At 72.7% G+C, this 21,009-nt stretch carries 13 protein-coding genes; 1 reads left to right on the top strand and 12 read right to left on the bottom strand.

Annotated elements, in window-relative coordinates:
• Nucleotides 1–5: 5 nt before the first annotated feature.
• The 12 genes from OEIGOIKO_RS00575 to OEIGOIKO_RS00520 form a co-directional block, all read right to left on the bottom strand.
• Nucleotides 6–1,241 (bottom strand): class I SAM-dependent methyltransferase, encoded by a 1,236-nt coding sequence (locus OEIGOIKO_RS00575; protein ID WP_125050755.1) that lies wholly within the window; start codon nucleotides 1,239–1,241, stop codon nucleotides 6–8.
• The gene (locus OEIGOIKO_RS00570) at nucleotides 1,238–2,479 is read right to left on the bottom strand and encodes a glycosyltransferase (RefSeq protein ID WP_125050753.1); all 1,242 of its coding nucleotides are present in this window, start codon (nucleotides 2,477–2,479) and stop codon (nucleotides 1,238–1,240) included. Before OEIGOIKO_RS00570 ends, OEIGOIKO_RS00575 begins: the two co-directional genes overlap by 4 nt.
• 8 nt (nucleotides 2,480–2,487) lie before the next feature.
• Entirely contained in the window at nucleotides 2,488–3,783 is a 1,296-nt protein-coding gene (locus tag OEIGOIKO_RS00565) for an O-antigen ligase domain-containing protein (protein ID WP_125058364.1), read from the bottom strand.
• 1 nt (nucleotide 3,784) lies between these two features.
• Entirely contained in the window at nucleotides 3,785–5,311 is a 1,527-nt protein-coding gene (locus OEIGOIKO_RS00560; RefSeq protein ID WP_125050751.1) for a right-handed parallel beta-helix repeat-containing protein, read from the bottom strand.
• 8 nt (nucleotides 5,312–5,319) lie between these two features.
• The gene (locus OEIGOIKO_RS00555; protein WP_125050748.1) at nucleotides 5,320–7,272 is read right to left on the bottom strand and encodes a heparinase II/III family protein; all 1,953 of its coding nucleotides are present in this window, start codon (nucleotides 7,270–7,272) and stop codon (nucleotides 5,320–5,322) included.
• A 2-nt stretch (nucleotides 7,273–7,274) separates the two neighbouring features.
• Complete coding sequence (locus OEIGOIKO_RS00550; protein ID WP_125050746.1) at nucleotides 7,275–9,455, bottom strand: bi-domain-containing oxidoreductase; 2,181 nt, start codon at nucleotides 9,453–9,455, stop codon at nucleotides 7,275–7,277.
• Nucleotides 9,456–9,481: 26 nt separating this feature from the next.
• Complete coding sequence (gene asnB / locus OEIGOIKO_RS00545) at nucleotides 9,482–11,410, bottom strand: asparagine synthase (glutamine-hydrolyzing) (RefSeq protein ID WP_125050744.1); 1,929 nt, start codon at nucleotides 11,408–11,410, stop codon at nucleotides 9,482–9,484.
• Between the two features lie 4 nt (nucleotides 11,411–11,414).
• Nucleotides 11,415–12,986, bottom strand: coding sequence for a Wzz/FepE/Etk N-terminal domain-containing protein (locus OEIGOIKO_RS00540; RefSeq protein ID WP_125050742.1), 1,572 nt, complete (start codon nucleotides 12,984–12,986; stop codon nucleotides 11,415–11,417).
• Complete coding sequence (locus tag OEIGOIKO_RS00535; RefSeq protein WP_125050740.1) at nucleotides 12,983–14,380, bottom strand: Wzz/FepE/Etk N-terminal domain-containing protein; 1,398 nt, start codon at nucleotides 14,378–14,380, stop codon at nucleotides 12,983–12,985. The genes OEIGOIKO_RS00540 and OEIGOIKO_RS00535 overlap by 4 nt, the downstream gene beginning before the upstream one ends.
• Nucleotides 14,377–15,663, bottom strand: a complete 1,287-nt coding sequence (locus OEIGOIKO_RS00530) for a glycosyltransferase family 4 protein (protein ID WP_125050738.1) — start codon at nucleotides 15,661–15,663, stop codon at nucleotides 14,377–14,379. Before OEIGOIKO_RS00530 ends, OEIGOIKO_RS00535 begins: the two co-directional genes overlap by 4 nt.
• On the bottom strand, nucleotides 15,653–16,972 hold the full coding sequence (locus OEIGOIKO_RS00525) for a nucleotide sugar dehydrogenase (protein ID WP_125050736.1): 1,320 nt from the start codon (nucleotides 16,970–16,972) through the stop codon (nucleotides 15,653–15,655). The genes OEIGOIKO_RS00530 and OEIGOIKO_RS00525 overlap by 11 nt, the downstream gene beginning before the upstream one ends.
• Before the next feature lie 82 nt (nucleotides 16,973–17,054).
• The gene (locus OEIGOIKO_RS00520; protein WP_125050734.1) at nucleotides 17,055–18,533 is read right to left on the bottom strand and encodes a sugar transferase; all 1,479 of its coding nucleotides are present in this window, start codon (nucleotides 18,531–18,533) and stop codon (nucleotides 17,055–17,057) included.
• Nucleotides 18,534–19,918: 1,385 nt separating this feature from the next.
• On the opposite strand from OEIGOIKO_RS00520, the gene OEIGOIKO_RS00515 reads away from it, so the two are divergent.
• Nucleotides 19,919–20,806 carry an alpha/beta fold hydrolase gene (locus OEIGOIKO_RS00515; protein WP_125050732.1) on the top strand — a complete coding sequence of 296 codons (888 nt, stop codon included), beginning with the start codon at nucleotides 19,919–19,921 and terminating at the stop codon, nucleotides 20,804–20,806.
• Nucleotides 20,807–21,009: the final 203 nt, after the last annotated feature.

Genomic DNA, 21,009 nt, shown 5'->3' with positions numbered 1-21,009 from the left:
CTCTTTCACGATGTGCCCTCGACAATGCTCAGTTCCGGGATGGGGAAGACCAGCCGGCCGCCCCAGTCGTGTACGTAGGACAGCTGCTCGGCCAGCTCGGCCCGCAGGTTCCAGGGGAGGACCAGTACGTAGTCCGGCCGGTCGGCGGCGATCCGCTCGGGCGGCAGGATCGGGATGCGGGTGCCCGGGGTGTACCGGCCGTGCTTGTAGGGGTTGCGGTCGACGGTGTACGGCAGCAGGTCGGGCCGGATGCCGCAGTGGTTGAGCAGGGTGTTGCCCTTGCCGGGGGCTCCGTAGCCGACGACCGTCTCGCCGCGCTCGGCCGCCTCGACGAGGAACCGCAGCAGGTCCCGGCGTACCTTGGCCACCCGGGCGGAGAACTCGGTGTACCCGGACAGCTCCTGGAGCCCGGCGGCCTTCTCCCGGGCCAGTACGTCGGCCACCCGGCGGGACGGCTCGCCGGCCACTCCGTCAGGGCGGGCCCACAGCCGGACGGAGCCGCCGTGCGTGGGCAGCAGCTCGACGTCCACGAGCGTGAGCCCGCCGCTGGCGAGGGCCCGGATCGCGGACGCGACCGTGTAGTACTGGAAGTGCTCGTGGTAGATCGTGTCGTACTGGTTCTCCTCGATCAGCGTCAGCAGGTGCTGCACCTCGATGGAGACCCAGCCGTCGTCGGCGACCAGGGAGCGCAGCCCTCGGGTGAATCCGACGACGTCGGGGATGTGCGCGTACACGTTGTTGGCCACGACCAGATCCGCCGGGCCGTGCTCGGCGCGGACGGCCGATCCTGTTTCCGGCGACAGGAACGCGGTGAGGGTGGGGACGCCCGCGTCCCGCGCCGCCGCACCGACGTTCACCGACGGCTCGACGCCCAGACAGCGGATTCCGCGGTCCACCACGTGCTTCAGCAGGTACCCGTCGTTGCTCGCGACCTCGACCACGAAGGCCTCCGGACCGAGACCCGCCCGCTCCACCGCGTCGGCGACGAACGCCCGTGCGTGCTCCACCCAGGAGGTCGAGAAGGAGGAGAAGTACGCGTACTCCGTGAACGTCTCCTCCGGAGTGATCAGCGGCGGGATCTGTGCGAGCCAGCAGTCGGTGCAGACCCGCAGATGCAGCGGGTACGTCGGCTCCGGCCGGTCCAGTTGGCCGGCGGCGAGAAAGCTCTCACACGGCGGCGTCGCTCCCAGGTCGACGACGCTCGCCGTCGCTTGCGAGCCGCAGAGTCGGCATCGTGTCATCTGCTGTCCCCATCCCCCCTGCTCGCGCGGGCGTTCCCGCTGCGATCCAGTGCTGACCGCCCCGCGATCGCGGTGCGGTACCCCTCCACCAGGCGCTCCAGGCCGACGGCCGGGCCGAAGCCCCGCTCGTAACGGTCCCGGGCCGCCCGGCCCATCTCCCGGTTGCGGGACCGGTCCGCCGTGATCCGGCGCAGGCGGTCCGCGAGCGAGGCGGACTCGCCGGGCCGGTGCAGCAGCCCGGTCACCCCGTCCTCGACCAGTTCGACGAAGGCGCCGTGACCGGCGGCGACGGCCGGGACCCCGGCCGCCATCGCCTCCACGACCACCAGGCCGAACGCCTCCAGCCACGTCGAGGGAGCCACCACGGCGACCGACCGCGCGACAGCCCGCCGGCACTGCGCCGGGTCGTACAGGCCGACGTACCGTACGTCGTCCCGGCCCGCCGCCCAGGCCCTCACCTCCTGCTCCAGCGGCCCCGCCCCGGCGACCACGAGCGGCACGCCCACCCCGCCGCCCGCGGCGAGCTCGTCCCACGCGGCCATCAGCAGCCGCACGCCCTTGGCCTCCGCGAGCCGTCCGAGGTAGAGCACCTGCTCGCCGTCGCCCGACCGGCGGACGCCCGGCTCCGGCACGAAGTTGTGCTTCACCGCCAGCCGCTCGGCCGGCATCCCGGCCCGCACCAGGACGTCGCGCTGCGCCGCGGAGATGCAGAAGAACCGGTCCACACCGGTCCACCACCGCCGCCGGTTGACGGACAGGCTGACCGCGAGCGGCACCGTCGCCAGCCGGGAGCCGCGGTAGCAGCCGTGCCGTACGGCGGGCAGCGGCGCCGCCCCCACGCACTCGGCGCACGGCCGGCCGTCCCGTTGCAGCGTGCCGGGCGGGCAGACCTGGGTGTAGTTGTGCAGCGTGGCGACGGTGGGCACACCGGCGTCGGCGCAGGCGGCCAGCACCGCGGGGGACAGGAGCGGGAAGACGTTGTGGAGGTGCACCACGTCCGGCCGTCCGGCGCGGAGCCGGGCGGCCAGCTCCCTGCGCACCGCCGGGTTCCACGGCACCAGCAGCGGCACCGCGGCCTTGCCCGGCAGGGACCGGCCGGCGATGTCGTCGCTGCGCCGCTCGAACACCTCGACCCGGTGGCCGGCCGCGCGCAGCAGCTCCACCTCCTGGTCGACCACGTTGTTCTCCCCGCTCGGCTGCGCCGAGGAGTAGCGGTTGTGCACCACGAGAACGTGCATGTGCGAGGTCACCTCCGGTCCCGGGCCCACCGCGGGACATGTCGTCTGGGGGGTTCGGGCGCCGGGAGCGGCGTGGCCGCGGCGGGCGCCGCCAGCAGTGCGGCGGCCACGGTCAGGTGCAGCAGGTACGGCGAGGCGTCGCCCAGTCCGGCCTCGGTGTACGACGCGATCGCGCAGTAGCTGATCAGGAAGATCGCGCAGGCCCGCGGCAGCGACGGCGGCCGCAGCAACGCCACGCCGCCCAGCACGAGGATCATCGCCGCCACCAGGGTGACGCCGGTCAGTCCCTGCTCGTGGTAGACGGCCAGCCAGCTGTTGTCGATCGGCAGCCCGCCGAACGACTTGTCGCCCAGGCCCACACCGAACAGCGTCTCCACGGTTGTCCGGGGCGCCGCCAGCAGGGCGTCCCAGACCGTGGCCCGGCCGGTGAGGCTGGTGAGGTTCTCCTGGCTCTGGCCGCGCAGGAACCACGCCCGCAGCGCGGCGGCGAACACCGTCGCCGCCACCGCGGCGCACAGCACCGCCCAGGTGAAGAACCGGCGGGCGGCGGCGCTGGTCAGGACGAGCGAGCCGATGGCCAGCGTCAGCCCGGCGAGCAGGCCGAGCGTGGCCGTCCGGGTGTGGGTCAGCGCGAGCAGGACCGCTGAGGGCACGACGACGACCGCCGCGCTCGCCCGGTCGGTACGGCGGCCCAGGACGAGCAGCACGGTCAGCCCGATGATCACTGCGGCGTACTGCCCGATCTGCGGCGGGGTGAGCGGCCACAACGCGCCGACCAGCCGCCCGCCGTACAGCTCCGGCAGGGCCGCGCCCGGCGAGACGACCAGGCCGACGGCGACCGAGCCGAGCACCGCGAAGTACACGCGGATGTGGTGCCGTACGAACGTCAGCCCGTCCCACCAGCGGCTGAGCAGCCACAGCGTGCCGACGAACAGCGCCAGCCGGGCGCAGCGGAACAGCGCGCCGAGCCCGGACTCCAGTTGCAGGCTGGAGAGCACGCTCGGCACGAGGAGCAGGGTGAGCAGGAGCAGGAAGGCGCTGGCCCGGATGCGCAGCCGGAGGTTGAGCGCGAGCGCCAGGGTGAACGCGGCGACCAGCGCGCCCATGGTGACGAGCTGGATGAGGGAGCGGGGCAGCGGGATGACGGTCTTCGCCCCGGCGGAGCCGAGCGTGTTGAGGATCAGCAGTCCCCAGACGACTCCCACGGTCTTCGGCGTGCCGGCCGCGCGCGCTTCGGCGCCGGGCCGGGTGCGCTCCGTGTCCGCCCCGCCCGGCAGCCCGCTGCGCCGCAGGTCTCCGCCCATCTCAGTCACCGGCCCCTGGGGCGAGGGTGCTGCCCGCGTCCTGCTCGTAGGGCGCGCCCTGCCACTGCCCGAAGTCGAGCACCCGGCTCGGGTCGTGGGCGACGAAGGTCCAGGGGCCGACGTAGGTGTTGTCGTGCCAGCGGTTGTGCTGCTTGAGGGTGATCGCCTCGGCCACCCGCTCACCCTGGTAAGGCGACCAGTCCGGATAGGTGCCGTAGTTGGCGAGCACCGCCATCCGGTCGCACTTCACCGTGCACCCGACGACGGACTTGTCCAGCACGAAGCGGTTGGCGTGGATGTCCACCCGCTGGGTCTTCCACCGGCAGTCGGCGTAGAGCGGCGCGGCGGCGATCGCCGGCCGCGCGCAGCGGTCGGCCTGCCGCACCAGCAACGTGCAGTCACCGGAGGAGGTGTTGGCCGGGCTGTTGCAGAACCGGTCGGCGTTCTCCCACAAGGTGATGCCGGACCAGTTGTTCTCCAGCACGTTCCGGTAGATCTCGATCTTGTTGGTACGGGCTTTGACGCGCGGTTCGCCGCCGGACTCGGACAGGTACACGGTCGCGAACGGGAAGTTGTCGCCGCGCTCGGCGTACCGGCGGCCCTCGACCCAGTTGTTCCGCCGGATCGTGTTCCTCCGGACGACCGCGTTGTAGCTGGTCTCGTAGATCAGCGCGGCACCGTCGTTGGCCTCCAGCACGTTGTCCTCGATGCGGAAGTCGTTGTTGTTGGTGTCCGCCCACAGCCCGGCTCCACGGTTGTCGTGCACCCAGTTGCCCCGTACGTCGGCGCCGTTGACGGCCCAGAACTTCACGCCGCCGGTGCAGCCGCAGCCCTCCTTCCGCCGCTCCCAGTCACCGGTGTTGTTGCCCGTGATCTCGTTGCCCTCGACCACCAGGCCGCTGACGGGGCCGTCGTCCTTGTACGCGTTCAGGCCGTACTGCCCGTTGTCCCGCAGGCAGTTGGCGCGCACCCGCTGCCGGGCACCGGCCATCAGCCCGGCGCCGGAGTTGCGCTGGATCGTCGTGTGCTCGATCACCCACCCGTCGGCCGAGTCGTGGTTGACCACGCCCTCGTCGTGCGGCGCGACGAAACCCTGCACGGTCAGGTGGCGGACGGTGACGTCGCGGGCGGTACCGCTGAACGCGTACTGGTTCTTCTTCCGCCCGTCGAGCACCGCGCCCGGCGCGCCGAGGTAGTGGTTCCCCTGCTTGGGGACGACCTGGGCGTAGCGGTCCGGATCGAGCCGGTGGGTGCCCGGCCGGAGCCAGAACGTCGTTCCCGGCGGGCTGCTCCTGGTCTTGGCGGACAGGTCACCGACCACCGAGGGATCGACCGTCACCGCGCCGGCCGGTGCCTGCGCCGGTCCGGGAGCGGGCCCGGCGCACACCTTGGCCGCGGCCGACCGGGCCCCGGAAGTGGAGGGCGCGGCGGACGGCTGCGACCCGGCGCCCGGCGTGCCGAAACAGCCGGACGCCAGCAGTGCCAGTGCCGCCGCCGGCAACGCCTGATTCCGCCTCTTGATCCCCACCCGTCCCCCTAGCCGTGGAACCTGAGTACGGTGGTGAACTCCGCGGCGCCGTCGGCGCGGCCGGTGCCGACCAGGGTCGTGGCGGGCTCCTTGCGACCGAAACCGGGGGAGTACCAGCCCAGCGGGGGGCCGGTCTCGCCGCGATGCGCCCGCCAGCTCAGCCGTCCGGGCAGGTCGAGCACCGCGGACCGGTCCTCGCCGTCCCGGGTCCAGGTGAGCGCCGCCCGGCTCCCCGCCAGGTCCGCGGTGATCTCCGGGCCGAGATGGAACGCCAGCCGCACCGCCCCGCGATCGCCGCGCACCTCGTCCACCACGCGCAGCTCACGGCTCGCGGCGGTCAGCTCCACCTGGCGGCGGTGCACGCAGGGCTGGTATCCGTCGTGCTCGGCGCACCAGCGGGTCACCTTCCCGTGCGAGGTGTCCGCGACCAGGACGCGGCTGCGGGCGTGCCGGGTCCACAGGAACGGGCCGCCGGAGACGGACTGGTCACGGCCGTCCCAGTGCAGCGTGTTGTGGGCGAGGGTCGACCGGAAGTACTGCCGCCACTCGGGCTGCCCGTGGTAGCAGAACGTCCCCGGGTCGGCGAGCACGTCGACCCCGTCGTGCCGCACCTCCACGGACAGCGCGTCCGCGTGGGCGTGCGCGGCGATCGACAGGAAACCGTGCGGACCGCCGTCGCAGCGGCACCAGATCTCCTCCGGACCGCGCAGGATCGTCATGCCCGCGTCGGCGAAATGGCCCGGCCGGCTCGCCGGGCGGGTCACGGCCGGCGCGGTCCCCGGCTTCCCGTACGGCCGGACGAGCGCGGCCAGCAGCGGGGTGCGCACATCGGTGCCGGTCACCGCCGGCCACCAGGCGAGCCGGCCGAACACGGCGTCCCCGGTGGCCAGCAGCGAGGCCCAGCGGCCGGTGCCCGCGCCGTCCAGGACCAGACCGTGCCCGTCGTCCGCGTCCCCCTGGCGCGGCGGCCGCAGCCGGTTGTCGACGATGGCCGCGAGCGCGTCGGTCATCCGCAGCAGCACCAGCCGTACGGTCGAAGGGACCGGCACACCGGCGGCATCCGCCTCGGCCACCGCGGCCAGGCCGAGCTCCAGCACCAGACCGTGGTACTCGGTGGCCAGCTCACGGTTGAGGCCGGAGGCGAAGGTGTTGGCGCGCAGGTGCCGCTCCAGCGACCGCAGCGCGTCCGCGCGCCAACGCGCCGAGGCGGGGAACCATCCGAACGCGCAGGCCGCCGCGAACTGCCCGGCAGCCTCGGCGACGATGTGATTGTTCGCCGAGGAACCCCGGCTGGGGAAGGCGGCCAGCCAGCGCTGGTGGTGCCAGATCTGTTGCAGTGCCACCGGGTTGTCCTCGAACAGCCCGGCAGCGCCGGGCCAGCCGTGGAGCAGCCGGCGGACCCACACCCAGGAGATCAGCCGGATACCCAGCTCGATGCCGCTGATCCAGTGCACGCCCCGCAGCGGCGGGTTGGCCGCCCACCACGACCGCAGGTGTCCGGCCACCCGCTCGGCGTACCGCTCGTCCCCGGTGACCGCGTAGGCGGCGGCGAGCACGGTGAGGTACTGGTGCCGGGACAGCTCCCAGATCTGCTTGATGTCCCCGGCCGTCTCCTCGTCCCGGTACGGCACGTCGAAGGCGTAGCCCCACGGGGCCCGCCGCCCGGTCTTGGGGTCGTACCACCAGTCCGGGTCGGTCAGGTCGTCGCGGACCACCCCGAAGTACTCGACGTGCCCGGCCATCAGCCGGTCCGCCTCGGCGAGGAGACGTTTCACGGCGTCCGCGGGCAGCGCGGTGAGCGTCCCGGCGGGCAGGACCGCGGTGAACCGGACGCCGGTCACGCGCGGGCTGCCCGGCCGTACCGACCGCCACCGCCGTCTGCGCACCGCGTCGCCCACCCGGCCGCCGACCTCCCGCGGCCCCATCCGGGAGAGGCGGCGCAGGTACCATCCCGCGTTCATGGTCACGGCGTCCTCGCCAAGGTCACCGGCGCGCCGCCGGCCAGACCGGCCTGTACGGCGAGGGTGGCCGCCGTGGTGGCGACCAGCGACTCCAGCGGCACCGGCATCGGCCCGCCGGTCCGTACCGCCTTGACGAACGCCGCCAGTTCGGCGTTCTGCCCCTTGTCCCGCGCCTTGGGCAGCCGGGAGCCGACCCACCGCTTGCGCCGGCCGTCGTAGACAGCGGCGCGGACGAAGTCGTCGAGCCGCAGCGCCTTGCCGTCCGCGACCAGGTCCAGCGTCTCCTTGGGGAGACCGGCCGGGCCGGTGGTGACGTAGCTGATGGTGGCGGTGGACCCGTCCGGGTAGCGCAGCACGGCCTGTACGTCCTGGTGGCCGGACGTGGCGACCGCGTACACCGAGACCGGGTCGGCCCCGAGCAGCCAGCTCGCCGTGTCGATGAAGTGCCCGCCCTCCCCGGCGAACCGCGAGCCCTCGGTGCCCTGCCGGAGGTACCAGCTGCCGTGTTCCAGCCGGCCCGCGTTGACCAGGTAGCGCAGGCTCGCCGGACCGCTGCGGGTGCCGAACCGCTGCCGGGCCTCCCGCAGCAGCGGCGCGAACCGGCGGTTGAAGCCCACCTGAATCCGGTCGTTGCCGGACTCCTCCACCGCGGCGAGCACACCGGCGAGGTCGTCCTCGGTGAGGGCGAGGGGCTTCTCCACGAACACCGCCTTGCCCGCGAGGAGTGCCTTCCGGGTCAGTTCGGCGTGCGAGCTGTGCCGGGTGACCACGAACACCGCGTCGATCGACTTGTCGCCGAGCACGGCGTCGAGATCGGTGGTCGCCTCGGCGAAGCCGAACTTCCGCTTGGCGTTGGCCGCGGACAGTGCCGTCGTGGTGACCACGGCCGACAGGGCGACACCGTCGCGCTGCGCCAGGTGCGGCAGCAGCATCGACGTCGCGTAGTTGCCCGCGCCGACGAACGCCAGCCGCACCGGGGACCGGCCGGACCGGCCCGGAGCGGACGCCCGCGCGGGCACCGCGGGCACGGCCACCGCCGGGGCCTCCGCTTCCCCCGCGTGCTCGGGGTACCGGAACAGCACGGCCACGGCCTTCAGATCGCCGTCCTTCAGACGCTGGTACGTCGCCACGGCGTCGTCGAAGTCCGCCGTGTGGGAGACCAGGGGCTCCACGTCGACGCGGCCGCGGGCGACGAGATCGAGGAAGCACGCCAGGTTGCGGCGCTCGGTCCAGCGCACATAGCCGATCGGGTAGTCCCGCCCCTGGAGTTCGTACTCCGGGTCGTAGCGACCGGGGCCGTACGACCGGGAGAACCGGACGTCCAGCTCCTTCTCGTAGTACGCGTTCCACGGCAGGTTCAAGCTGCACTTGCCGATGTCGACGACCCGGCCGCGGTCCCGGCTCAACTTGGCCGCCAGCTCGACAGGCTGGTTGCTGCCGCCGCCGGCGGCCAGGTACACCTGATCCGCGCCGTGCCCGCCGGTGAGTTCGGCGACGGCGGTCTCCACGGCGGCGGACGCGGGATCGCCGCAGGCCGCGGCGCCCAGGCGTGCGGCCAGCGCGCAGCGCACCGGGTCCGGGTCGGCTCCGACGACGCGGACCCCCGAGGCGGCCAGCAGCTGCACCACCAGCTGCCCGATCAGCCCGAGGCCGATGACCAGCGCCACATCGCCGAGCTGCGACTCGCCTTGGCGGACGCCCTGCAACGCGATCGACCCGACGGTGCCGAAGGCCGCGTGGCGCGGCGCGAGGCCGTCCGGCACCTTGGCGTAGAGGTTCTTCGGCACCCAGTTCAGCTCGGCGTGCAAGGCGTGCTCGTTACCGGCGCAGGCCACCAGGTCGCCGACCGTCACCTCGTCGATCCCGGCGCCGACCTGCTCGACCACCCCGCACAGCGAGTAGCCCAGCGGCGTGTACGAGTCCAGCTTGCCCATCACCTTGCGGTAGGTGGCGGGCACCCCGTTGGCGGCCACGCTCTGCACGACCTTGGCCACCTGGTCGGGACGGGAGCGGGCCTTGCCCACCATCGACATGCCGGCCTCGGACACCTTCATGAGTTCGGTCCCGGTGGAGATCAGCGAGTAGGCGCTGCGGACCAGCACACCGCCCGGCTTGCACCCCGGGACCGGCACGTCGAGCACCGCCAGCTCGCCGCTCTTGTAGTTCTGCACGACCTGTTTCACCCGAGCTCCTCTTGTGTCCACACCGTTCAAGCCGCCCGGCTCCGGCCGGAGCCGGAGGTCGCGCCGCGATACCAGTACTCCAGGGTCAGCACATGCCACAGATGCTTGGAGAAGTCCCGCTGCCCGGCGGCGTCCTCGGCGACCATCCGCCGCAGCGCGTCGCGGCGCAGGAGCCCGGAACCGACGAGCACCCCGTCGTGCACCACCTCGCGCACCAGCGGTGCCAGGTCCCGGCTCATCCAGGCCCGCAGCGGGGCGCTGAACAGGCCCTTGGGCCGGTACACGATCTCCCGGGGCAGGACCGAGGAGGCCGCCTCCTTGAGGACGGCCTTGCCCTGCCGCCCGACGATCTTGCGGTCGCCGGGCACCGCGAACGCCGCCTCGACCACCTCGACGTCCACGTACGGCACCCGCACCTCGGTCGACGCGGCCATGCTCGACCGGTCCGTGTAGGCGAGGTTCAGGCCCGGCAGGAACATCCGGGCGTCGCCCAGGCACATGCGGTTGACGAAGTCGTCGAGGTCGTTGTCCTGGTAGATCTCCGCATGCTCGGTCAGTACGTCCTCGACGGCCCCGGCCAGGTCCGGGTCGACCAGCGCGAGCAGTTCGTCCTGGTCGTACATGGTGTAGCTGCGCCGGAAGGCGGTCTCCTCCGGCAGCTCGGCGAAGGACAGGAACCGCTTCGCGAAGCGCACCGAGCGGTACCCTCGGCGGGCCGTGGCGACCGGAAGCCGGTCCACGGTCGCGGACAGACCGCTGCGCAGGGGCCGCGGGATGCGCTGGTAGCGCAGCGCGAGCAGGTTGGCCAGGTGCTTGCGGTACCCGGCGAACAGCTCGTCGGCGCCCATGCCCGAGAGCAGCACCTTGACGCCGGCCTCCCGGGCGGCCGAGCAGATCAGGAACGTGTTGATCGCGGCCGGGTCGCCGATCGGCTCGTCCAGGTGGTAGGTCATCTCCGGCAGCAGGTCGAGCACGTTCGGCGCGATCTCGATCTCCCGCAGGTCGACACCGAACCGCTCGGCCACCTGCCGGGCGTAGCGCAGGTCGTCCGGCATCGCCTCGAACCGGGCGTCCTCGGCGCGGAACCCGATCGTGTAAGCGGCGATCCCGGGCCGGTCGCGGGCCGCCAGCGCGGTCAGGTAGCTGGAGTCCAGACCGCCGGAGAGGAAGGTCGCCACCGGTACGTCGGAGAGCAGATGCCGGCGGGTCGACTCCTCGACGACGGCGGCCAGGTCCGGCTGCTCGCCGCTGCGGGCCCGCTCCCGGGCCTCGGCGGCGACGTCCTTGAGACTCCAGTACCGGCCGCTCTCGACCAGGCCGTCGGGCCGGCACCGCAGCCAACTGCCCGGCGGCAGCTTCTCCGCCTCGCGGAACGCACAGCGCGAGTCCGGCACCCAGTAGTACAGCAGCGAGGCCACCAGCGCCGCATGGTCCACCTCCAGCGTCCCGCCGGCCACGGCGGCGAGCGCCTTCAGCTCGGAGGCGAACAGCAGGCCCCCGCCGCGCCGGAGCAGGAACAGCGGCTTGATGCCCAACTGGTCGCGGGCGAGCACCAGCTCACCGGTCCGCTCGTCGAAGACCGCGAACGCGAACATGCCGCGCAGCCGCGGCAGGCAGTCGGTGCCCCAGCGCCGCCACGCCTCCAGCAGCACCTCGGTGTCGGAGGTGCCGCGGAAGCGCACTCCGGCGGCCGACAGCTCGGCGCGCAGCGCGGGCGCGTTGTACAACTCGCCGTTGTACGTGAGGGCGAGGCCGTCCGAGACCATCGGCTGGGCGCCGGTCCCGGACAGGTCGATGATGGCCAGCCGGCGGTGTCCCAGGTGGACTTCGCCGTCACCGGCGGGGTGGCTGTAGCGGCCCGCCCCGTCCGGGCCGCGGTGGGCGAGGATGTCGGTGAGCCGGTCGGTCACGGCCTTCCCGTCCGGCCACCGGTACGTACCTGCGATGCCACACATGTTCCTACCGAGCCTCCTGGTCGCTGCCCGGGACGCGGGCGGCCGACATCGGCGGCCGCTCCGTCCACAACGGGCCTGTTCCGTGCTGCCGGGCCAGCCGTTCCGTCCGCGGCAGGCCCGTCCCGTGCTGCTGGGCCGGCCGCTCATAAGGGCCGCGCAGCGCCGTGTGGGGCCCGTCCCACAGCGTGCCGTCGGTCCGGTCCCGCGGATCGGGGTCGATCAGCACCACACCGATCACCGCAATGCGCTGCTCCGCGAGCTGCCGCGCCACGGTGTGCAGCCAGGCGGCGCTGCCGTGCCCGGCCCGTACGACGAGCACGGTCCGGCCGCCGAGGTACCGGAGGTCGGTCCACGCCGTACCGGGCGCGACCGAGCCGACGCCGAGCCGGCGCACCTGTCTCGGCACGGTCGCGGCGCGCTCGCCGCTGACCACGGTCGTGTTGCCCGGATCCGGGCGGCTGTCGGCGAGCTGCGGGCCGGGCAGGCCGTCGACGACGACCACCGGGCCCTCCGCCCCCAGGGCTGCGGCGACGTTCAGGGCGATCACGCTCGCACTGCGCGCACAGCCCAGTTCCAGCAGCGACACCGGTTCCGCGGAGTGGCGCACGGCACGGACCAGGGTCGTGGTGAGCCGTTCGTGCGCCTCCCGGGTCCGGCGGCGCTGCCACAGACCGGCGGGCCGCCGGAGCGTGCGGGGCAGCTCCGCGACGACCGAGGCACCCAGATTCGCCGCGATCTCCCGGCGCAGTACGGGACGGTCCGCCACCGCCGTGCCGACCGCGGCCAGCGCGAGCCCGATCGCGAGCCCGAGGACGAGCCCGATGGCGGCGTCGGTGGCAGCGGCCTTGGGCAGGGAGTGCCGCACCGCGCGCGGTGCGTCCACGATCTGCGTACCGGCGACGAGCTGGGGCGTGCCCATGCGCGCCTCCTCCGCGCGCTGGTCGAAATCGGCGATCCGTGACGTGAGTTCGGCCCGGCGGGCGAAGAGCGACTCGATGCTCGCCGACGCCTTCGGGTCGCTCTCCGGCGACCGGTTCCCGATCGCCTTGTTGACCTGGGCCAGCTCGTCCCGCATCCGGTCCCGCTGGTCGCGCAGGGCCTTGGCCTCGGCCTGCGCGGCTTCCCGCATCCGCCGCACATGGTCCGCGATGAACGCGTCGGCCAGCGCCTTTCCACGGGCCACCGCCTCCGTGTCGTCGGCACCGGTCACATCGATCTGCAGCAGGTTGTTGGTCAGGCCGGTGCCCCGGTAGTCCTGAAGGAAGTCCTCCGGTTTCTCCGCGGACTTGAGGGACCGCAGGGCCTGCGCGGCGATCCGCGTGGTCCCCAGCAGCGCGACATCGGTACGGATCAGCGTGCCGGTGTCGTTCGGCTGGTCCGCCTGATGGGTGACCAGCACCGTGGTCACCGCGGACGGCGGGGGCGGCATCACGACCGCCACCGCCGCGCCGATCAGCAGCCCCAGCAGCGCCATGGCGCTCCAGAGGCGGCGGCGCCTGCGGACCGCCACCACCAGCGCCTGCAGGTCCAGCAGGGGAGTGGCCGCCGACGACTCCGCAGTCGTGCTCGTCGTCACCCGGAACCTCCCGTCGCGGGGCCGCGGACCGCGAACGACAGGGCGGCGTTCTCCGGAGGACGGCCGGCGGACCGCGCCGGACGGGACCGGACCGTGCCGGCGACGACGGTGCCGACGACCTCGTGCCGGGCGTCCGCACACGCCGCGGCGACGCCGGCCAGCTCTTCCGCGGTCCAGCTGCCCGCGCTGAGCACGATCAGGGCACCGGACTCGGTGTCGCGGTCCGGCACCATCGGCCGGGTCACCGAGACCTCCACCACCCGCAGTACGGGGTTTCCCCCGCTCGTGGGGGTCGGAGAAGGATCGTCGGCGGCCTCGGCGACGAGCTGCCCGGCGGCCCGGAGGGCGATCTCGTCACCGTCCGGTACGACGACCAGCACCCGCCGCGGGGCGGGCAGCCGGTCCCGGAGGCGAGCACACACCCGCCGGTAGTGGACGCGTCTGCCGGCCTCGTCGGCGAACCGTTGCGAGGCCGGTGCGTCCCACCGGGTGCCGACGCCCAGCAGCCGGCGGACCCGGGCCCGCCGGTCCTGGCCTTCCGGCCGGTGCGTACGCCCTTCGTCCGGCACGTCGACCGTCCCCAGCAGCGTGGAGCCCAGTGCCGCGGCGATCTCCGGCTCGGTGCGCAGCCGGCGGTTCATCCGCGCGGCGGCGAGATGGCCGACGACCGCGAGCAGGAAGAACAGCAGTGCCCCGGCGACGATGAGCTGCATCCTCGTCGGCGGCACCGCGCCGGTCGGCCGGGCCGCCGGCCCCATGACCACCATGCCGGCCTTGCCGGTCGCCGGGTCGGCCTCGTCCAGCTTCTTCACGGCCTCCTGCAGCGCGGTGCGCAGCTTCTCCAGCGAGGTGCGCACCTGCACGCTCTCCACGGTCCGCCCGGGATCGGCGGCACGGGCCAGTTCGGTGATGCGGCGGTTGGTCTCGGCCACCTTCTTCCGCAGGTCCTCGGGCCCCGCGGCCGCTCCGGGGTCGGCGGTGCCGCCGGCGATCCGGGCCGCGAAGGCCACGAACTGCTGCGCCACCCGGTCGGACAGCTGCTGCGCACGCTCCGGGGTGTCGGCCGTCCCCGAGATCTCGATGATGTTCCCGTCGGCGGCCTTGGCGCTCACCCGGTCGCGTAACGCGGTGCCGCTGACGCCGTCCCAGCCGAGCTTGGCGGCCGCGCGGTCGACCACCGCCGAACTGGCCGCGATCTCCACCTGCGTCAGCAGCTCGCGCTGTTCCCACTGCCCCGGCAGCAGGACCGATGCCGACGCCGTGTAGCGCGGCGGGTACAGCACCGAGGCGCCGTAGCCGACGAGCGCGCCCACCACGGCGAGGACGGCGAGGAACCGCCGGCGCCGGCGGAGCAGCCGCCCGATCGTGACCAGGCGTATCGTGTCGTCGCTCAACGGCGCCGCCTCCTCCCCACCCGGCGCCGGACCGGGCCGCCCCGGACACCGCAGGCAGCGGCGTAGGCGGCGAGCAGCGATCGCTGGGAGTTGCGCCAGGACAGCTCTCCGCCGACCCGCTCCTGGCCGGTCTTGCCCATCCGGGCGCGCTTCTCCGGATCGTCCAGCAGCAGCGCGATCAGCCCGGCGAATGCGGCCTCGTCGTTGGCGGGCGCGTACACGGCGGCCTCACCGGCGGAGACGCGCGCCTCCCGGAGGTCGAAGGAGACGATCGGCCGCCCCATCGCCATGTACTCCAGGACCTTGTTCATGGTCGACACGTCGTTGAGCGGATTGCGCGGATCGGGGGAGAGGCACACGTCCGCGGTGGACAGGTAGCGCACCAGGTCGGCGTCCGGGATGCGCCCGGTGAACTCCACCTGCTCGGCGAGCCCGAGCTGCCGGGACAGCTCCACCATCGCGTCGAAGGCGTCGCCGGCGCCGACGAACACCGCGTGCCAGTCGGTCCGCCCGTGTTCGTCGCGCAGCTTCGCCAGCGCCCGCAAGGCGTAGTCGACACCGTCCTGCGGACCCATGACGCCCAGGTAGCACAGCAGATGAGGCTTGCCGCGCTTCAGCTCCGGCTCGGACGGCACCGGTTGGAACCGGTCGGTCTGCGGCGCGCTGCGCACCACGAAGACGTCCTCCGGCCATTGGCCGCCACGGCGTATCGCGACGTCCCGGTAGCTCTCGTTCGTGGCCAGGACGACATCGGCGGCCCGGTAGGTCAGCCGTTCCAGCGCGCACACGGCCCGGTACAGCAGGTCCTCGCCGCGGTCGAACCGGGAGAGGTACAGCTCGGGTACCAGGTCGTGCTGGTCGAAGACGAACCGCGCGCCACGCCGCTTCAGCCACAGGGCCGGCAGGAACAGCAGGTCGGGCGGGTTGCAGGCGTGCACCACGTGGACCGGGCCGACCTTGCGGGCCAGCCGCGCCGTGTGCCACAGCGCCGATCCGTACTCCCGCAGATAGCCGGCCGGTCCTCCGGTGGCCGCGCGCAACGGGTAGCGGTGGATCCGCACCCCGTCGATCACCGCCTCCGGCTCCGTGTCGCGCTTCTCCCCACGGGGACAGATGACGTGCACCGTCCAGCCCGCGTCGCGCAGCGTCGTGCACTCCTGCCACACCCGCCGGTCGAACGGCACCGACAGGTTCTCCACCAGGATCAGCGCGCGCCGCCCCGGCCGGCCGCCGCCGGCGGTGCCGCCGGACGACGTGCCGTTGAACGTTGTGTCACCAGGCAAGGCCTATGTACCCCGGTTCGGCCCGGCGCGCCTCGGCGTCGGGAAGGCGGACGAGATCGATGAGCACCGGGCCGTCGCCGCCATGGGGCAGCGCCGACAGCACGGCCGGGTCCTTGGTACCGACCAGGCACACCTCGGCGTGTTCCAGTACCTCGCCGACGGAGTCCGCGAGCAGCTGCGCCAGGTGCGGCAGCCGGGTCTCGATGTACTCACGGTTGGCACCGAGCAACCGGGACAGGCTCACGTTGGCGTCGTAGATCTTCAGGTCGTACCCCTTGCCGAACAGCCGCTCCGCCAGCTCGACGAGCGGGCTCTCGCGAAGGTCGTCGGTGCCGGGCTTGAAGGACAGCCCGAACAGGCCCGCCCGGCGCTTGCCGGTGCGCTCGACCAGCTCCACCGCCCGTTGCAGATGCGCGGAGTTGGACGGCAGCACATGGGAGAGGATGGGCACCGAGACATCGGCCCGCTGCGCCGCGTGGACCAGGCTGCGCAGGTCCTTGGGCAGGCAGGAGCCGCCGAAGGCGAAGCCGGGCCGCAGGTAGGCGGGGCTGATGTTCAGTTTGCGGTCGGCCAGGAAGACGTCCATCACCTGGTGCGAGTCCACCCCGAGTGCCTGGCACACCGCGCCCAGCTCGTTCGCGAAGCCGATCTTGAGGCCGTGGAACGCGTTGTCCGCGTACTTGATGGCCTCGGCCGTCGGGACCGGCACCCGGAACACCTCGCCGGGCAGGCCCTCGTACAGCGCCGCCACCACGTCACCACTGGCCGGATCGAACTCACCGATCACGGTCTTGGGCGGGTCGAAGAAGTCCCGCACGCTGGTGCCCTCGCGCAGGAACTCCGGGTTGACCGCGACCCCGAAGTCCACCCCGGCGGTACCGCCGACGTGCTTCTCCAGGATCGGCACCAGCAGGTTCAGGCAGGTGCCCGGCAGCATGGTGCTGCGGAACACGACCGTGTGCCGCCCGCCGCGCTCCGCCAGTACGGCGCCGATCTGCTCGGTGACCCGCTCCAGATACGTGGTGCACAGACTGCCGTTGGGCTCCGACGGCGTGCCCACGCAGACCAGCGACACCTCGCTGCCCAGGACCGCTTCGCGCACGTCGCCGGTGGCGCGCAACGCTCCGGTCCCCACCACCTCGGCGATCAGCTCGCCGATCCGCTCCTCGACCACCGGAGCCTTGCCGTCGTTGACCAGGTCGACCTTCACCTGGTTCACGTCCACCCCGATGACCTCGTGCCCGAGGCCGGCCAGGCACGCGGCCGACACACAGCCCACGTAGCCGAGCCCGAAAACACTGATCTTCATGATGCGTCCTTCCCCCCGGACAGGCCCTTGCGGCCTGCGGTCCGCACGACGGCAGGACCGTTTCGTCGCAGCCCCCCGCGCATCAGTAGGCCCCCTGCCCGTAGAGCACCGCCCGCAGCGTCTTCCACAAGATCACCGCGTCCAGGGCGAGCGACCAGTCCTCCACGTACCGCAGGTCGAGGCGGACCGCCTCCTCCCACGGCAGGTCGCTGCGCCCGCTGATCTGCCACAGGCCGGTGAGTCCGGGCTTGACCAGCAGCCGCCGCCGGATGTCCGGGCCGTACGCGGCGGACTCCTCCGGCAGCGGAGGCCGCGGACCGACGAGCGACATCGATCCGGTGAGGACGTTGAAGAGCTGCGGGAGCTCGTCGATCGAGTACCGGCGCAGCGCCGCCCCCACCCGGGTCACCCGAGGGTCCCGGCGGAGCTTGAACAGCAGCCCGGCACCCTCGTTGCGGTGGATCAGCTCGGCACGTGCCGCGTCTGCCCCGGTGACCATGGTGCGGAACTTGAAGATGGTGAACTCGCGGCCGTCCTTGCCGACCCGGCGCTGGCGGTAGAACGCGCCGCCCCGGCTGTCCGCCAGGACGAGCAGCGCGACGCACAGCATCAGCGGCGCGAACAGCACCAGCAGGACCGCCGCGCCCAACCGGTCGACGATCCCCTTGACGGCCCGCCGCCCTCCGCTGAAGGTCGGCATGCTGACCCGCAGCAGCGGAATCCCGAGCACGGCGTCGACGTGCAGCCGCGGGCCGGCCACCTCCATCAGCACGGGCGCCACGACCATCTCGGCGTCGCTGCCTTCGAGGTTCCACGCCAGCCGCTGCAACCGGTCCGGCGACCAGTGCGGGTCCGCGGTGACCGCGACGACCCGGTAGCCGTCGCGGCGGACATGGTTGGCGACCTCCGACAGCGGTCCGACGACCGGCACTCCGTCCACATGGTCACCGTCGAGCCCCGGGCCGTCCGTCGTGCACACCGCGTCCACCCGCCACCCGAGGTGCGGGAACTTGCGGGACCGGGTGATCAGGTCGCGCACGGTGTCCGGACTCCCGGCGGCGAGCACCGGTCTCAGACACCGCCCTTCCTTCCGCTGCCCGTGCAGCCACAGACGCAGCAGATACCGCACGGTCATGGTGACGAGCGCGAGCGCCGGAATCGCGACGAAGATCCAGAGCTTGATGTTGCGCGAGGTCAGGGCGATCCCGCCGAGTGCCAGCACGACGGCGGCCGTGAACAGTGAACGGCCGAGCCGGCGGAATTCCTCCGCCCCCTGACCGAGCACGGCCGGAGCCCACGCCCGGCTCACCGCCAGCGCGCCCAGCACCAGCAGCTCGGTGCCGAAGGCGAGAATGCCCCACTTCTCGTGCCAGTTGGCCGCGTCCCGGGCTCCGAAGAAGATGCCGATGGCCGCCACCACGAAGGCGGTGGCGACGGTGTCGCTGGTGATCACGGTACGCCGGTACCGCTGCTCCCAGTCGATCGCGGGCTGACTGCTTGCCCCGTCCGCCAGACGCCCGCGCGCCGACGGAAACGGGTTGACTAATCCCCCCTGTTGCACAGATTCCCCCCGGTCGCCAGTGGCCCGGCGTGTTCGCCCAGCCCTGTTCCTCACTCCGGGAGGCCCCCCGGCCCCCCGCGCCGCACTGTTCCTCCCCCACGGGGGACCCCCGTCCCCCGCGCACCGTCCCGGCCGCGTGAGTGCTGTGGGAACAACCCGCCCCGGGAGCCGCGGACGCGCAGGTCCGGGCAGACTTCCGGGGCACGTGGAAACCCGCCGGAGCCCCGGGCGCTCCCCGCACCCGCGGCCCTTTTCGGGCGCCAAGAATTGATCACCTCACGTCTGGCGCCGGGGACGTGAAAGCTGGCTGTTCGTAGCGCCAAAACATAGATCACTCAGCGGTCGCTCCGGGCCTGAACGCCTGAAGCACGGTCAATCTAGAGCATCCGCGCCGATATGAAGAAGGGGATGTGTGTAATTTGTGCGCAAGCTGCGGAACTGGATCTACCGGCCGGTGACCGCCAACGGTCTACCGATCATGAAGACAGGCAGGGTGACCTGTGAAAAGGGTCGTTCTCGGAGCGGCCGGAGCCGACGTCACGAGGCGTCCCGGCACCGGCACTCGGGCCGGGCCCGGGGCTTGCCGACGACCTCCGGCGGGACCGCCGTGGCCGGAGGCCCGACGCCGGTCGGCCCCGGACGCCGCCGTGTGATCGTTGAAGTCCGGCCCTGTCGAGGCTCGGTGGCCCGGAGGCAACGGCCATCGGTGGGATGCGGACGATCACCGCCGCACATGAGCTGTCGGGGGCACCGGACGTTCGCACGAGGGGATGCGGCTGCCTGGAACAGTGGCCCGTTCGTTCTGGGTTTCCGTCCGGAAATCGGCCCCCGGGCCGATTCTCGTCTCTCCGATGGTTTCGCGCGAAAGCGCCGATCCGGTGTCGGCCTTCCTCGGTCCGGCCGCTCGGAAAAGAAACGAATTCAGCCACATCTCAAGGGCAGCCCCGCTGATACACAACTCCCTCGGGGACATAGCGCTGCCATTCCTTTTCGGTCAGGGACCGGACCGCGATCGTGCAGGCGTCGGCCTACGGCCGGCGCGACATTCTCGTCCTGGGCCCGTCGGCCGCCGCCCGCGGCAGGGAGATGTACGCCCCCCGCACTCCGCCCGCGGCTTCGGCACCCGCTTCGGCAACGAAGTCGTCCGCCGGCTCACGGGAGGACACGACCCTGACCAGCCCTCGCCCCGGCACCCTGGCCTCCTGCGCCATCTCCGGCGGAATGCCCTTAGGGCCCGATGATGTTGGACGCAGTGGCGCCGGCGACGTGAGTGACCGGGGCGCCACGGAGTGGGCCCAGTCACCGCTGAGCGTCCCCGGCACGGGCCGTCGCCCCAACGTCCGGCCCCGCGGTTTTCGCGCACCGTATCGATGGAGGAGTCACCTGTGAGCAAGATCGAGCAGACCGTCGAGATCCCCCACCTCGGCGGATCCCGAGTCGGCTGCACCTTCGCCAGGCCGTACGACCCCGCGCTCCCGACACTGGTCCTGATCAACTCGTACACCACCTCGGCCGAGCTGTACCGGCCGCAGTTCGCCGATCCGGCGCTCGCCTCCGCGGTCAACCTGCTGGCCCTGGAGCCGTACGGGCACGGCCGTACGAGGGCCTCCTACCGGCACTTCACCTACTGGGACAGCGCGGTCGCGAACCTGCAGGCCCTCGCGGCCCTCGGCATCCGCGAGGCCTTCGTGCTGGGTACCTCGCAGGGCGGCTGGGTCGCCGTCCGCATGGCGCTGCTCGCCCCGGACATCGTGAAGGGGCTGATCGCACTCGGCACGTCGATGGACTCCGAGAGCGAGCGCAGCCGCGAGCTGGGGTGCTGGGACGGGATCGGGTTCAACACACCGCTCATCGATGACCTGGCCGAGCCGGTCGGCGAGGACTGGGTGGTGCCGGACGACGTCGTGGACGCCGTGTTCGACACGGCCATGGGCGGTCTGCCGGCCGAGGAACGCGCATTCTGGCTCGCCGCCTACCGCGCCAACTACGCCGGTGACGCCGGGCGCCGCCGCCTGCGCCTGAGCACGGTCAACCTGCGGGACCGCGACGGGCTCCACGGCAGGCTGGACGACGTCCACTGCCCCGTCCTGTGGCTGCACGGCACCGCGGACCGGGTGTACTCCGTGGCGAACGCCCAGGCGGAGATCCGGATGTTCACCCGCTCCCCGGAGGCGCGCCTGGAGATCATCGAGGGCGGTCAGCACTTCCTGAGCGCCTCGCACCCCGCGGAGGTGGACTCCGCAGCCGTCGACTTCGTGAAGCGCTGGGCCTGAGCGCTCCGGCGCCCACGCGTTCCGCCATCCGGAGCCGGTGCCGATGTCGCGGCACCAGTGGCTGCCGCCCTCGCCGCCGATGCGGACGAGCGTGCCGCTCGGGGCGAGGGCCTGGCGCAGCCCGAGGGCCTGGCGCAGCCCGAGGGCCTGGCGCAGGCCGAGGGCGGGACGGGCCCAGTAGGGCTGACCCGTCATCAGGTGCC

Origin of the sequence: Streptomyces paromomycinus (assembly GCF_003865155.1) — a bacterium.
Lineage (GTDB): Bacteria > Actinomycetota > Actinomycetes > Streptomycetales > Streptomycetaceae > Streptomyces > Streptomyces chrestomyceticus.
The sequence above is the reverse complement of the archived record's forward strand: the minus strand, read 5'-3'. Positions and strand labels throughout refer to the sequence as shown.